8 protein-coding genes and 1 tRNA gene are annotated in these 14300 nt (G+C 62.5%); all 9 read right to left on the minus strand.

The window, feature by feature from the left end; genetic code table 11:
* Nucleotides 1-114: 114 nt before the first annotated feature.
* A complete protein-coding gene (locus FGQ61_RS02160) occupies nt 115-1458 on the minus strand; it encodes a bifunctional folylpolyglutamate synthase/dihydrofolate synthase (RefSeq protein ID WP_138374429.1) in 1344 nt (447 codons plus the stop codon).
* Nucleotides 1459-1735: 277 nt separating this feature from the next.
* Nucleotides 1736-4432, minus strand: a complete 2697-nt coding sequence (locus FGQ61_RS02165) for a valine--tRNA ligase (RefSeq protein ID WP_138374430.1) — start codon at nt 4430-4432, stop codon at nt 1736-1738.
* Nucleotides 4433-4770: 338 nt separating this feature from the next.
* The gene (gene clpX / locus FGQ61_RS02170) at nt 4771-6180 is read right to left on the minus strand and encodes an ATP-dependent Clp protease ATP-binding subunit ClpX (protein WP_138374431.1); all 1410 of its coding nucleotides are present in this window, start codon (nt 6178-6180) and stop codon (nt 4771-4773) included.
* 1 nt (nt 6181) lies between these two features.
* Complete coding sequence (locus tag FGQ61_RS02175; protein ID WP_022095182.1) at nt 6182-6802, minus strand: ATP-dependent Clp protease proteolytic subunit; 621 nt, start codon at nt 6800-6802, stop codon at nt 6182-6184.
* A gap of 161 nt (nt 6803-6963) precedes the next feature.
* Nucleotides 6964-8265: a trigger factor gene (gene tig, locus FGQ61_RS02180; protein WP_171021479.1), complete on the minus strand. Its 1302-nt coding sequence runs from the start codon at nt 8263-8265 to the stop codon at nt 6964-6966.
* 87 nt (nt 8266-8352) lie between these two features.
* Nucleotides 8353-8436 (minus strand) — tRNA-Leu (locus tag FGQ61_RS02185).
* Between the two features lie 427 nt (nt 8437-8863).
* Complete coding sequence (locus tag FGQ61_RS02190; RefSeq protein ID WP_138374433.1) at nt 8864-11695, minus strand: molybdopterin-dependent oxidoreductase; 2832 nt, start codon at nt 11693-11695, stop codon at nt 8864-8866.
* Nucleotides 11695-12597 (minus strand): FAD binding domain-containing protein, encoded by a 903-nt coding sequence (locus tag FGQ61_RS02195; protein ID WP_212745427.1) that lies wholly within the window; start codon nt 12595-12597, stop codon nt 11695-11697. Before FGQ61_RS02195 ends, FGQ61_RS02190 begins: the two co-directional genes overlap by 1 nt.
* A 241-nt stretch (nt 12598-12838) precedes the next feature.
* Nucleotides 12839-14194, minus strand: coding sequence for an NADP-specific glutamate dehydrogenase (gdhA, locus tag FGQ61_RS02200; protein ID WP_138374435.1), 1356 nt, complete (start codon nt 14192-14194; stop codon nt 12839-12841).
* Nucleotides 14195-14300 lie beyond the last annotated feature (106 nt).

Genomic DNA, 14300 nt, shown 5'->3' on the forward strand with positions numbered 1-14300 from the left:
ACCGCAGGAAGCTTGGATACGCCTAGGCGCGGTCCAAGAAATCGTCCGCACCCCCGATGGGCTGCTAGAACCCAAAAACAGGAACTATTTCACCGCAACTGATGAGGGGATGGGTTAGCGAAGCAGGCCGGCTACTTCGCCGGCTAGGGTGATGGTGCCGGCTGCTACGAAGGACTCGCCCGCGGCATCGAAGGCAGCGAGGGCCTCGGACACGCTCGGGTATACGCCCACGAGCTTATCGGCATCAACGAGGGCGGCGAGCTCCTCTGCCGGCAGGGCGCGATCGGAATCGGTCTGGGTCACGACCACGCGGGGGAACGCCGGGATCAACACGCCGACGATACCCGCCACGTCCTTATCGGCCAGCGCGGCACACAGCAGCGTGGGGCGATTCTCTACGCACGGATCGATCTCGTCCAGCGCGCTCACAAAGTTCTCGCAGCTCTGAGGGTTATGGCAGGCGTCGATCAGCTTGAGCGGATCGGTGCCCAACACATCAAATCGACCCGGCGTGGGACAGCCCATAAGCGACACATCGAGCTTGTCATGGTCGAGCTCGCGGCCCAGATAGCCCTCGCACAGCATAATCGCGCACGCGGCATTCTGCGGCTGATAGGCCGGCTTGACCATGCTCGACGTATAGATCGCACGCGGCGTAGTGCAGCTAAACTCAACCGTATCGCCCACATGAGCCGGCACTTTAGTCGTGGTGTGGCTCACCACGAACGGCACGACGCCGCACTCACGGCAACGGGCATCCATCACGCGCTGAACGCTCGCCTCGTGCGTACCCTCACCCAAAACAACCAAGCGCCCGGGTTTGATAACCGCAGCCTTCTCACCCGCAATGGCCTCGAGCGTGTCGCCCAAAATGCGTGTGTGATCGAGCCCAATGCCCGTAATGGCGACAGCCACGGGATCGGTCGCGCTCGTGGCATCCCAACGCCCGCCCATGCCAACCTCGAGCACGGCAACATCCACCGCGGCCTCGGCAAACACTACAAGCGCGGCAGCCGTCAGCAGGTCAAACGGCGTGATGGTATAGGCGCGCTCCCCCGCCGCCACACGACGGGCATTCACGCGACGCCCCGCCTCGACAGCTGCCGAAACGCCACGGGCAAAGGCCTCGTCGCTCACTACGCGTCCGTCAACCTCCATGCGCTCGGGATAGCGAACAAGCTGCGGCGACGTATACAGCGCGGTCTTGAGCCCCTCGCCGCGAAGGATAGCAGCCGAAAAACGCGTAGTCGAAGTCTTGCCATTGGTGCCGGCTACCTGAATGCAATCAAAATACTCATCCGGACGCCCCAGCTCATCGAGCATATCGACAACCGTCTCAAGCAGAGGACCAGCATCCCCAGAAATCCGCCCCGTATCGGCAGCCAGCCCAACAGCCTCACCAAACGAAAGCAACTCAAACGAGAACGGCACAGAATACGACCCCGAACGCTTAGGCATAAACCAAAGTCCCCTCAACATAAAAAGAGGCCCGAATCAACAACGAGCCCCTCCCATACAAAATATCAGCCAAACACCGCTTTGCAGCAGAATCAAGGCCACAACCCAGTGGCCCTTACCGGCAGGCAGCAAACGCCCCGTAACCGCTATGGGAGCGGATTGGGGCTTTGCTCGATACAAGTTCCGCACGAGCCGAAGGCCACTTAATGTGGCCTTCGTGCGAGCAGGACTGTCCGCAGTAGCGAGCAAAGCCCCAAACCGCGTCCCCCAGTAACGCTTACGAGAAGTCAGCAACCTGGGCAGTCAGCGCCGCCAGGATCTCCTTGAGCTCAGCTGCACGGTCCCTCTTCTTCTGGACCACGGCAGGCGCGGCCTTAGCCACAAAGCCCTCGTTGGCCAGCGTCTTCTCGCAGCCGGCGAGCTCCTTCTGGGCCGCGGCGATCTCCTTCTCCAGGCGTGCCTTCTCGGCCGAAAGGTCGACCTTGCCCTCGAGCACCACAAAGACCTCGACGCCGCTGTCAACAACAGCGATGCTCGCAGCCGGCTTCTCAACGTCGGTACCCATAACCAGCGAAGCGGTGTTGGCCAGCGGCTCAATCGTGGAGCGTAGGCTCTCGAGCTTCTCGATGTCCTCGGCACCAGCGCGCACGACAACGTCAAGCTCGGCCTTGGGGCTCAAGCGATAACGCGAACGGGTAGCGCGGGCGGCAGACACGACGGTACGGCACAGCTCAAACGCGCGCTCGGCGTCCTCGTCAACATACTTGGCGTAGTCGGCGGGCTCGGGCCACTTGGCGATCATGAGCGCCTCGGCGCGGTCCACGTTGCCCACGGCGTCCAGATCGAGCACGCTCGCCGGCATGTTGTCCCAGATCTCCTCGGTGACAAACGGCATGAGCGGGTGCATCAGGCGAATGGAGGTGTCAAGCACAAAAATCAGGTTGCGCTGAGCCTGCAGACGGCCCTCGCCCTTCAAGCGGGCCTTGGTGACCTCGACGTACCAGTCGCAGACCTCGTTCCAGAAGAACTGCTGCACGCCGCGGGCCATATCGCCAAAGGTGTAGTTCTCAATACCCTCGGTGACCATCTTGACGGCCTTGGCCAGGCGGCTGAACATCCAGGCGTCGGCCGGCGTCTCAACGACGGGCTCGCCGGGCGTGTAGCCCTCCATGTTCATGAGCAGGAAGCGGCTGGCGTTCCAGATCTTGGTCACAAACGACTTGGCCTGCTCGGTGCGCGAGCTGTCGATAAGCTTCTTGGTCTTCTTATCGATGTTCGCGTCGAACTTAACGTCCTGGTTGTTGGTGCACAGCGTAAGCAGGTTGTAGCGCATGGCGTCGGCGCCGTACATGCCAATGAGGTCCATGGGGTCAACGCCGTTGCCCTTGGACTTGGACATGCGGCTGCCGTCCTTGGCAAGGATCGTCGGGTAGATGACGACGTCCTTAAACGGCACCTCGTCCAGGAAGTACAGCGAGCTCATGACCATGCGAGCAACCCACAGCGCGATGATGTCGCGCGCGGTGACGAGCGCTGTCGTGGGGTGATGTCCCTCGAGCAGCTCCGGCTTTTGCGGCCAGCCCTGCGTGGCGAAAGTCCACAGCTGAGAGCTGAACCAGGTGTCCAACACGTTCTCGTCCTGATGCACGTGATGACCGCCGCACTTGGGGCACACGTCGGTGTCCTCGGTAAGGGCGTCCTCCCAGCCGCAGTCCTCGCAGTAGAACACGGGGATGCGGTGGCCCCACCACAGCTGGCGGCTGATGCACCAGTCCTTGAGGTTCTCCATCCAGGTGGTGTAGGTCTGCGTCCAGCGCGCAGGGTGGAAGGTGACCTTGCCGGAGTTGACGGCGTCGAGCGCCGGCCCCTTGAGCTTGTCGACGGCCACAAACCACTGCTCGGAAAGCCACGGCTCCAGAGCGGAGTCGCAACGGTAGCAGTGCATGACGGAGTGGTCGAGCTCCTCGACATGGTCGAGCAGGTCGTGCTCCTCGAACCACTTGATGACGGCTTCGCGGCACTCGTCGCGGTTCATGCCGGTGAACTCGTCGTAGCCCTCGACGACCACTGCGTGCTCGTCGAAGATGTTGATCTGCGGCAGGTCGTGGGCCTGACCCATAGCGTAGTCGTTGGGGTCGTGGGCCGGGGTGACCTTGACAAAGCCGGAGCCAAAGTTGGCGTCGACATGCCAATCCTCAAAGATGGGGATCTCGCGGTCGACGATGGGGAGCTTGACGGTCTTACCCACAAAGGCGGCCTTCTCGGGGTCCTTCGGGGAGACGGCAACGCCCGTGTCGCCGAGCATGGTCTCGGGGCGCGTGGTGGCGACGACGATGTAGTCCTGGCCGTTGACCGGCTCGGTCAGCGGGTAGCGCAGGTGCCACAGGTGGCCCTTCTCGTCCTTATACTCGGCCTCGTCGTCCGAGATGGCGGTGGTGCAGTTGGGGCACCAGTTGACGATGCGCTTGCCGCGGTAGATCAGGCCGTCGTGGTACCAGTCGCAGAACACCTTGCGCACGGCCTGGGCGTAGTCCTCGTCCATGGTGAAGCGCTCGTTATCAAAATCAACGGAGCAGCCCATGCGCTTGATCTGCTCGACGATGATGCCGCCGTACTCGTGGGTCCAATCCCAGCAGGCGTCGACAAACTTATCGCGACCGATCTCCAGGCGGCTGATGCCCTCGCTCTTGAGCTTCTTGTCGACCTTAGTCTGCGTGGCGATACCGGCGTGGTCGGTACCGAGCACCCAGCGCGTGGACTTGCCGCGCATGCGGGCCATGCGGATGATGGCGTCCTGGATGGAGTCGTCGGTGGCGTGACCCATGTGGAGCTTGCCGGTCACGTTGGGAGGCGGAATGGTGACGGTGCAGTCGCCCACGCCCTCACGGCGCTTGTAGTAGCCGCCGTCGAGCCACTTCTGCAGGATCGCCGGCTCGTTGGTCGACGGATCGTAATTCTTGGGCATTTCTTCCATATATCTCTCCCTTGCCCGTCGGCGTGTCCGCCTGCTTGGTTTTCGCTCGGTCAGGTCCTGGGCTCGCACGAAGAGCACATTTAGTGCTCTTCGGCTCGTGCGGAATCTACGAAAACCAAGCAGGCGGACACGCCTTAGGTATCGATTACTTCAGTCTGAAGGTACTAACTTGACAATCTCACAGAATAGCACAGGCATACCTGCCGAAAAGGGACAGGTTTATTTTGGTAGGTTTTATCAGGGGAAACGACATTTGCCCATATAAAACCGACCAAAATAAACCTGCCCCTAAATGGCAGGTCCCGCGGAGGTTGCCGCGGGACCTGGATTCAAGCTATTTACCCGTAGATGCGCTGGGGCTGCTCTTCGCCCTTTACGGAGGCTTCGGTCACAACGACCTTGGAAACGCCCTCCTCGCTGGGAAGGTCGAACATCGTCTGCTGCAGCACGTCCTCGCAGATGGAACGCAGGCCGCGCGCGCCGGTCTTGCGAGCGAGCGCCATACGGGCGATCTCGTGCAGGGCGGCGTCCTCAAACTCAAGCTCAACGTCCTCGAGCTGGAACATCTTGCGGTACTGACGCACCACGGCGTTCTTGGGCTCGGTCAGGATCGACACCAGGTCGTCCTCGTCGAGCGCCTGCGTCTGGGTGACGACGGGCGTGCGGCCCACGAACTCGGGGATCATGCCAAAGGCGTTGAGGTCCTGCGGGAGCACCTGACGCAGCAGGTCGTTCTCGTCGACCGAGGTGGGGCCGGCGATCTCAGAGTTGAAGCCCACGCCCTTGTTGCCCACGCGATCGGCAATGATCTTGTCCAGACCCACAAAGGCACCACCGCAGATGAACAGGATGTTGGTCGTATCGATCTGCAGCAGCTCCTGCTGGGGATGCTTGCGGCCGCCGGTGGGCGGAACGCTTGCCACCGTGCCCTCAAGAATTTTAAGCAGTGCCTGCTGAACGCCCTCGCCCGAAACATCGCGGGTAATGGAGAGGTTCTCGGCCTTGCGGGCGATCTTGTCGATCTCGTCCACGTAGATGATGCCCACCTGCGCGCGTTCAATGTCACCATCGGCGGCGTTGATAAGCTTGAGCAGGATGTTCTCCACGTCCTCGCCCACGTAACCGGCCTCGGTGAGCGCGGTGGCGTCGGCGATGGCAAACGGCACCTCGAGGATGCGCGCGAGCGTCTGGGCAAGCAGCGTCTTACCGGTACCGGTGGGACCGAGCAGCAAAATGTTGGACTTGGCGAGCTCCACCTCGTCCATATCATCGTCGAGCTGCGAGTCCAAACCGTCGTCAAAGGCCGAAAGCGCAGCGCCGCCCTCGATCACGCGGCGGTAATGGTTGTACACGGCAACCGACATGGCGCGCTTGGCGTCCTCCTGGCCCATGACATAGGCCGAAAGCTCGTCATAGATCTCATGCGGCGTCGGCACATGCGTAATGACTTGGCGGGCGTCGTCCTCGAGCTCAAAGCCCTCGGCCTCGGGATCCACGGCGGGCTGGGATGCAGCCTGACTGTGGTCGTTGAGGAAGCCCGGCAGCTTGCCGTTGCGGGCAGCGTCCATAAAGTCCGAAGCCAGCGACTCCTCCAGAATCTCGGAACAGGCGGCGACGCACTCGTCACAGATAAAGATGTTGGTCGGGCCCTTTACGAGGCGACGGACCTGGCCCTGCTCTTTTCCGCAGAAGGAGCAGCGGATGGGGTTGCCGTTCTCGTCAAAGTTGTCCTGCATGTTACCGGTCATCCTAGGCGTCCTTCGCGGCGAGGTCGCGCGAGGTGACAATGCGGTCGATCAGACCGTAGTCGAGGGCCTCGGCAGCCGTGAGGTAGTTATCGCGCTCGGTATCGGCCTGGACCTTCTCGATGGGCTGACCCGATGCGTCGGACAGAATCTGATTGAGCTCGCGACGGGTCTTCTTGATCTCCTCGGCCACAATCTCGATCTCGGTCTGCTGGCCCTGCGCACCGCCGCTGGGCTGGTGAATCATGACCTTGGAGTGCGGCAGGCAGAAGCGCTTGCCCTTGGCGCCGGCCGAAAGCAGCACGGCTGCCATGGACGCGGCCATACCGACGCAAATGGTGGAGACCTGCGGCTTAATGAAGTTCATGGTGTCCAGAATCGCCAGGCCGGAGTAAACCTCGCCGCCGGGCGAATTGATGTAGAGCGAGATATCCTTCTCGGCATCCTGGCTCTCAAGATGCAGCAGCTGGGCAACGACCAGGTTGGCGCTGACGGAGTTGATTTCCTCGCCCAAGAAGATGATGCGGTCGTTGAGCAGGCGCGAATAGATATCGTAGCTGCGCTCGCCGCGCGGCGTCTGCTCGATAACGTATGGCACGAGGGCGGAATCGAACTTGGCGATCATACGCATCTCCATTTCTCTTACGGACCAAATTGGTTCTAGATAAACGTACGGTGCCCGCATGCTATGCATTGGCTGGCACCGTACGAAGCAACCGGATAACCGGTGTATAACTTTACCCCATCACGGGCGCACGCATGCGCTCGCGAGCAAGGTGGCGAGAATTACTCGGCGTCCTTGGCGGTCTCGTCGACCTCGGTCACCTTGGCGTTCTCGACCAGGTGGTCGACGGCCTTGGAGCGACGGATGGACTCGCGGACGGCAGGCATACGGCCATCGGCGATAAACTCGGCCTTGGAAGCCTCGACGTCCTTGACGCCAGCCTTCTCGAACTCGGCGTTGACGTCGTCCTCGGTGACCTCGATCTTGAGCTCACGGGCGAGGGCGTCGAGCGCCAGGGACTCGCGGGCAACGTCGTTGGCCTGCTTGTGCAGGTCGCCGACGAACTGCTCCATGGTCAGGCCGGAAGCCGGCAGCCAGGTGTCGAGCGTCATGCCGCGGGCAGCGAGGTTGGACAGGAAGTTCTGGCCAAGCTCCTCAAAGACGGACTGCTCGTAGTCGGCATCCATCTCGTCGAGCTGCAGACGCTCGGCGAGAGCGGAGACGCAACGGTTCTCCTTCTCGGCCGGGAGGCGGGAAGCCTTGTCCTGCTCGATCTCAATCTTGATGGCGTCGCGCATAGCGTCAATGCTGTCGAAGCCAAAGTCGGACTTGACGAGTTCGTCGGTGAGCTCGGGGGTGTTGCGGACCTTGATGCCCTTGACGGTGACCTCGACGGTGTGGGTCTCGGCCTCCTCGCCCTCCTCGACCTCGTCGGTCCAGGTGACGGACTTGACGTCGTCAACGTTGGCGCCGATCAGGGCCTCGTTGAACTCCTTGGGGTTGCTATCGCTACCGGCGATGAGCATGCGGCCCTCGGCGGCAAAGTTGTCGGCGTTCTCGACGGCCTTGAGGTCGACGGTCACATAGTCGTCAGCCTCGACGGCGCGACCCTCGACATCCTCGAAGGTGGCACGGTAGTTGAGGAGCATCTCAACCTGGTTGTTGATCTCGGACTCGGTGACCTCCGCGGGAGGCATCTCGATCTCGACGGCGTCGAAGGAGGAGAGCTCGGCAGCAGGACGCAGGGAGAACTCGACGGTGTAGGTGTAGTCCTCGTGATCCTTGGCGAGGTCGAGCTCCTTGTAGTCACCGTTCTTGGTGGGGACGATGTCCAGCTCGTTGAGGACGGCGGGCTCGTTGGCGGCGATCAGGTCGTTGGTGGCCTGAGCGAGGGTAGCCTCGGCGCCAAGAGCGGAGTCGATGACCGGACGGGGGGCCTTACCGGCGCGGAAGCCCGGGAAGCGGTACTTCTTGGCGGTGTCCTTGTAGGCCTTCTTGATCGCGGCGTCGACGTCGGCGGCCGGGATGGTGACCGTAGCGGTGAGCTTGGCGTCCTTGACGTCAGAAGCGGTGATGTTCAACACGTTCCTCCTCATACTGCCCAGCTTATCTGAGGTGCTGGTACCTTTATGCAACAAGCGTCGCGAGGGCATAAGCCGACGCGGGTGCGTTGGTGCGGGCGAAAGGACTCGAACCTTCACGGGAATCCCACCAGAACCTAAATCTGGCGCGTCTACCAATTCCGCCACGCCCGCATGAGCGCACAGATTAGGAATGATAGCAGATACGAACGACAAGCGCACGCACACCTTTTACAAGCTCACGACCTCACCACGAGTACGCATCGGATCCCCCGCCGCCCCACCGAAGTTGCGGTGGAATAGGGACTGTTTGGGGCTCCAGTCCTCCAAAACAGTCCCTATTCCACCGCAACTTCGGTAGGACTCGGCAGTCTGGCGGTGCTGGCCATGTGCCGGAAAGCGTGTCCCGGTTTGGGGCCTCGGAATGGGACACGATTTCCGCTATAGCCATCAACCGGAAACTGCAACCCGTTTTGAGCCCCTATTCCGGGATGCACTTTCCGCCGAGGGCCTCAAACGGAAACTGCAGCCCACAATTCGGTCGAAAAGTGGGCTGCAGTTTCCCAGGGCTAGGCAAAGAGCGGCGGATGCGTCGCCTCGCCTACTCCCCCAGCAGCGCTTTCTCGGGCGTGATCGGCAGCGATCGAACCTGATGTCCGGTGGCGTGTGCCACGGCCGAGGCCACGGCGGCGAGCGGCGTGTTGATGACGACCTCGCCGATCGACTTGGCGCCAAACGGGCCCGTCGGCTCGTAGCTCGGCTCAAAGGCCACGCGAATGCTGCCGATATCCAGGCGCGTGGGTAGCTTGTAGCTCATAAAGTTGCCGGTGCGCAGGCGACCGCGGTCGTCGTGCTCGACGATCTCGTAGAGCGCATGGCCTATACCCTGGGCAATGCCGCCCTCGGCCTGGACGCGCGCGAGCGCCTCGTTAATAACGGTGCCGCAGTCCACAGCCGCCGCGTAGTCCACCACGGTCACCTTGCCGGTGGCCTTATCGACCTCGACCTCGGCAATGCCGGCCATAAACGGCGGAGGCGAAACGGGCAGGCAGGCAGAGGCATGCGAGGTGAGCGCGTCGCCGCCCGCGATGTTCTTGACGCACAGGTTGGCAAAGTCGCGCAGCGTGAGGTAGCGGTTCTGCTCACGCGCGGCACGCTCGTCGGACAGGCGCACATACTGACCATCAAAGACCACATCGGCGGCGTCCACGTCCCACATCTGGGCGGCCTTGGCGCAGATCTTCTCGCGCAGCTCGGTCGCGGCGTTCTTGGCTGCCAGACCCGTCACGTACGTGCCCGAGCTCGCGTACGAGCCGGCGTCGAACGGCGAAACGTCGGTGTCCACGCCGCGCACCACAATGAGCGAGCTTTCAACGCCCAGCTCCTCGGCGGCAATCTGCGCCAGGATCGTGTCGACGCCCATACCGTTATCGGTGGCGCCGGTGCCGATGGTAATAAAGCCGTCCTCTTCCAGGCGCATGTCGATGCCGGCGATATCCACGTTGGAAATGCCCGAGCCCTGCATGGTGAGCGCGCAGCCCAGAGCACGCACGCGGTCGCCCAGGTCGACGGCTAGCGGCTTGTCGCGCCAACCGATCATGTCCATCGCGCGCAGCAGGCAGCGGTCGAGCGCGCAGGCGTTGAGCTTCTCGTTGTAGTACTGCGGCATGATCTCGCCCTCGTGCACCATATTCTTAAGGCGCAGGTCGGCGGGATCCATGTGCAGCATGTCGGCGAGCTCGTTGACGGCACTCTCCACGGCAAACTGGCCCTGGGTGGCACCGTAGCCGCGATACGCGCCGCCACGGTTGGTATTGGTGTAGACGGCGTCCCAGCTAAAGCGGCTCGCCTTCACGTGGTTGTAGATGGGCAGGCTCTTGTGGCCCGAGAGGCCGATCGTCGTGGTGGCATGCTCGCCATAGGCCCCGGCGTTGGACAGCGTATGCAGATCGATGGCCGTGATGGTGCCGTCGTTCATGGCGCCCAGCTTAACGGTCATCTGCATCTGGTGGCGCGAGTTGCCCGCGGTGATGGTCTCCTCGCGGGTGTAGCAGCAATAGCTCGGACAGCCGGTCTGCTGGGTGACGAACGCCACGAAGATCTCGCAGCAGCCCGTCTGCTTGGAGCCAAAGCCGCCGCCGATGCGCGGCTTAATGACCTGCACCTGCGACTGCGGGATGTCGAGCGACTGCGCGACCATGCGGCGCACGTGGAAGGGCACCTGCGTGGAGGTGGTCACCGAGATGCGGCCGAACGCGTCGGTCGTCGCGAAGGCGCGGAAGGTCTCCATGGGCGCGGTCTGCGTGGCCTGGCTGGTGTAGGTGCGCTCAAAGACGATGTCGCTCTGGGCGAACGCCTCGTCCAAGTCGCCATAGTCGCTCATGCCGCTGCATACCAAGTTGCGCGGAACGTCGCCGCCCTGCGGGAACATAAAGGTCACGTCGCCCTCGGGGTGGACCACGATGTCGTTATCGAGCGCCTTGGTAAAGTCGAGCAGGGGCTCGAGCACCTCATAGTCGACCTTGATGAGCTTGAGCGCCTTGTCGGCGGCCTCCTCGGTTTCGGCGGCGACGATAGCCACCTCTTCGTTTTGGTAACGGACGAGATTCTCGAGAATCAGGCGGTCGTAGGGACTCGGCTGCGGATAGCTCTGGCCGGCGATGGTAAAGCGGCGCTTGGGCACGTCCTCGTAGGTGTAGACGCCCACCACGCCGGGAACCTTCAGAGCGCGCGACGTATCGATTGAGCGGATATTGGCGCGGGCATAGGGGCTGCGCTTGAGTTTGACGATGAGCGCACCGGCGGGCACCATATCACCGGTGTAGACGGGACGACCCTCGAGCAGGGCCTTCGAGTCCTTCTTGGGCTGCTTCTTGGTGATCTGCTTGTACGCGACACCGTCGGAGCTCGTCTCGTTGACGGGCAGCTCGGGCATCTCAAAGCCCACCTGCACGCCGGACTCGTTGAGGAAGCGAACGATGGCGCGCAGCTGGCTCTCGTAGCCGCTGCAGCGGCAGAGGTTGCCGGCGAGCTGGCGCGACAGCTCCTCGCGCGTGGCGACGAGGCTCGGGTCCTCCTTGGCAGCGCGGGCAAGCGCCAGCACGTTCATGATGAGGCCGGGGGCGCAAAAACCGCACTGCTCAGCGCCTTCGGCAGCCATCGCACGGGCCAGCGCCTCAGACTCGGCTTTGAGGCCCTCGAGCGTGGTGATGGTGTGGCCCTCGACGCGAGCGGCGGGAACCGAGCAGCTCAGCACCGGGTCGCCGTCGAGCCACACCGTGCACAGGCCGCAGTTGGTGGTTTCGCAGGCGCAGCGCACCGACGCACAACCCTGCTCGCGCAACAGTGCAAAGAGCATGGTGTCGGGGGCAATCTGAACCTTGACCTTACGGCCGTTGAGCGTAAAGGAAAGATCGATGAGTTTGGCAGCCATTAGCGCACCTCGCTAGAATCGACGCCGGGCACGCGGCGGCAGGAATACTCGTCCGTGGCAAACTTGGGGATCTGCACGGTCTCGAGCTCGCGGGCAAGCGCGGCCGAAAGCTCGATGCCGGCGGCGCGGCGCACGGCCTGCACGGCAAGCGGGGCCGAGATGCGGCGGCGGTAGGCGGCCGAGCCCCACAGGTTGGTGCCGTAGCTCAGGGCGCGCACAGAAGCGGCCAGAGCGCGAAGCTCGTCCTCGGAAGGCTGCTCGGCAGTAAGGCCGCATGCCTCGCCCTGCAGCAGGGTCGCGCGCAGCGGGCGGGCGCCCACGGTGACATGCCAGCTGTTGTTCCACCAGGCGGCAGTGACGTTTAAGGAGGGGAAGTCGGTCGCGGCCTTGCGCACGACCTCGTAGCTCGCACGGTAGTCGTGCTTAACGACTACGATGTGCTCGATCACGTCGCGCACGTAACCCATGTCCACGAACTCGGCGAGCGGCACGCGGCCGGCGCCCGTCAGCTCAACATAGGAATCGAGCGCGAGGAAGGCAGTGAGCACGTCCGAGAAGCCAAAGCGGCCGTAAATGCTGCCGCCCACCGTGGCGGTATTGCGCAACTGCACGCCCACGATATCGTGGACGGCAAACTCAAAGACATGGTTGACAAGCGCGTTGAGCTCGGCATGACGCTCGAGCTGGCGCAGGGTACACATGGCACCGATGCGAAACTCGGTCTCGGTCTCCTCGATCTGATCGAGTCCGCAGGCCGAAAGGTCAATCGCCGTCGCGACGCGACGCGAGCCCAGGCGCATCCAAATGCCACCGCCCACAATCTTGTTGTTGCGGTTCTTCTGTAAGAGCTCATAGGCTTCGGCCGCATTTCCAACACGGACGTAGGTACCGAACTTGAGCACGTTCTCCCCCATCTCTTCACTTGTCCAGTACTTTTAAGTGTACCAAACGAGGGGCCGCACACCGTTTTAGGACAAAATCCACCCACCCATCCATAACTTGCGGTGATATACGGACTGATTAGCCGTTCTGGGGCGCTAAACAGTCCGTATTTCACCGCAAGATATGAGGAGTCCTCCGGGATAGAAAAGGCTCCCAGCCGGATAGCTGGGAGCCTCATCACATGCTATGTCGCGCGAAGATTTAGCAGACGCCCTGGGCGAGCATAGCGTCGGCGACCTTCAGGAAGCCGGCAATGTTGGCACCCATGACGAAGTTGCCCTCCTCGCCGTACTCCTTGGCGGTGTCGTCCACGTTGTGGAACATGCCGCGCATGAGCTGCTCGAGCTTGCCGTCGACCTCCTCGAAGGTCCAGGACAGGTGCTCAGCATTCTGGCTCATCTCCAGGCCGGACACGAGCACGCCGCCGGCGTTGGCAGCCTTACCAGGCATAAAGGCGACGCCGTTCTCCTGGAAGTAGGTCGTGGCCTCGATGGTCGTGGGCATGTTCGCTCCCTCGCCGACCACCTTGCAGCCGTTGGCGACGAGCGCCTGGGCGTCCTCGAGCAGCAGCGTGTTCTCGCGAGCGCAAGGCAGTGCGATATCGCAGGGCAGCTGCCACACGCCGCGGCCGTCGCCCTCGTGCCACACGGCGTTAGGCTTCTCGTCAACGTACATGGCGAGCGTAACGCCCTTGTCGTGGCCGGAGCGCTTCTTGTTGTAGACGTGCTCGAGCACGGTGTAGTCGATGCCGTCGGGATCCTCGACCCAGCCGTGGGTGTCGGAGCAGGCCAGCACCTTGCCGCCGAGCTGGGAAACCTTCTGGACGGCGTAGATAGCGACGTTGCCGGAGCCGTGCACGACGACGTTCTTGCCCTCGAAGGAGTCGCCGCGGCTCTTGAGGTACTCGTCCACAAAGTAGGCCAGACCGTAGCCGGTGGCCTCGGTACGGGCGAGCGAGCCGCCAAAGGAGAGGCCCTTGCCGGTGAGGACGCCGGTCCACTCGTTGGTCAGGCGCTTGTACTGACCAAACAGGTAGGCAACCTCGCGGCCGCCAACGCCCAGGTCGCCGGCAGGAACGTCGGTGTTGGGGCCGATGTGGCGATAGAGCTCGGTCATGAAGGACTGGCAGAAGTGCATGATCTCGTTGTTGGACTTGCCCTTGGGGTCAAAGTCGGAGCCGCCCTTGCCGCCGCCCATGGGAAGGGTGGTCAGGCTGTTCTTAAGGATCTGCTCCAGACCCAGGAACTTGAGCATGCCCAGGGTGACCGTCGGGTTAAAACGCAGGCCGCCCTTGTAGGGTCCAATGGCAGAGTTGAACTCGACACGATAACCGCGGTTGACCTGAACCTTGCCCTGGTCGTCGACCCAGGGAACACGGAACATGACGATGCGCTCGGGCTCGACGAGGCGCTCCAGCAGAGCGGCCTCCTCGTACTCGGGGTGGGCGTCGAGCGCCGGCTGGATGGTGCCGAGGATCTCGGTCGCGGCCTGGATGAACTCAGGCTGCTCGGGATAGCGGGCCTTGAGCTCTTCGAGAACTTTCTGCGTGTAGCTCATGCTTCCTCCAATTGATGGAAAAGAAAAGTGTCGTTCGAGGCGCCCCATGCGCCGCGAGCTTTATCGAGTATGGATAATATCGCACTGTTGCGGCAAAGTTACGCAT

Origin of the sequence: Collinsella aerofaciens (assembly GCF_005844325.1) — a bacterium.
GTDB lineage: Bacteria > Actinomycetota > Coriobacteriia > Coriobacteriales > Coriobacteriaceae > Collinsella > Collinsella aerofaciens_G.

Coding starts and splice junctions, on each gene's coding strand:
- clpX (WP_138374431.1), bottom strand. CDS start 6,180: ATGACCGGTAACATGCAGGACAACTTTGACGAGAACGGCAACCCCATC.
- gdhA (WP_138374435.1), bottom strand. CDS start 14,194: ATGAGCTACACGCAGAAAGTTCTCGAAGAGCTCAAGGCCCGCTATCCC.
- FGQ61_RS02190 (WP_138374433.1), bottom strand. CDS start 11,695: ATGGCTGCCAAACTCATCGATCTTTCCTTTACGCTCAACGGCCGTAAG.
- FGQ61_RS02160 (WP_138374429.1), bottom strand. CDS start 1,458: ATGCCTAAGCGTTCGGGGTCGTATTCTGTGCCGTTCTCGTTTGAGTTG.
- FGQ61_RS02175 (WP_022095182.1), bottom strand. CDS start 6,802: ATGATCGCCAAGTTCGATTCCGCCCTCGTGCCATACGTTATCGAGCAG.
- FGQ61_RS02165 (WP_138374430.1), bottom strand. CDS start 4,432: ATGGAAGAAATGCCCAAGAATTACGATCCGTCGACCAACGAGCCGGCG.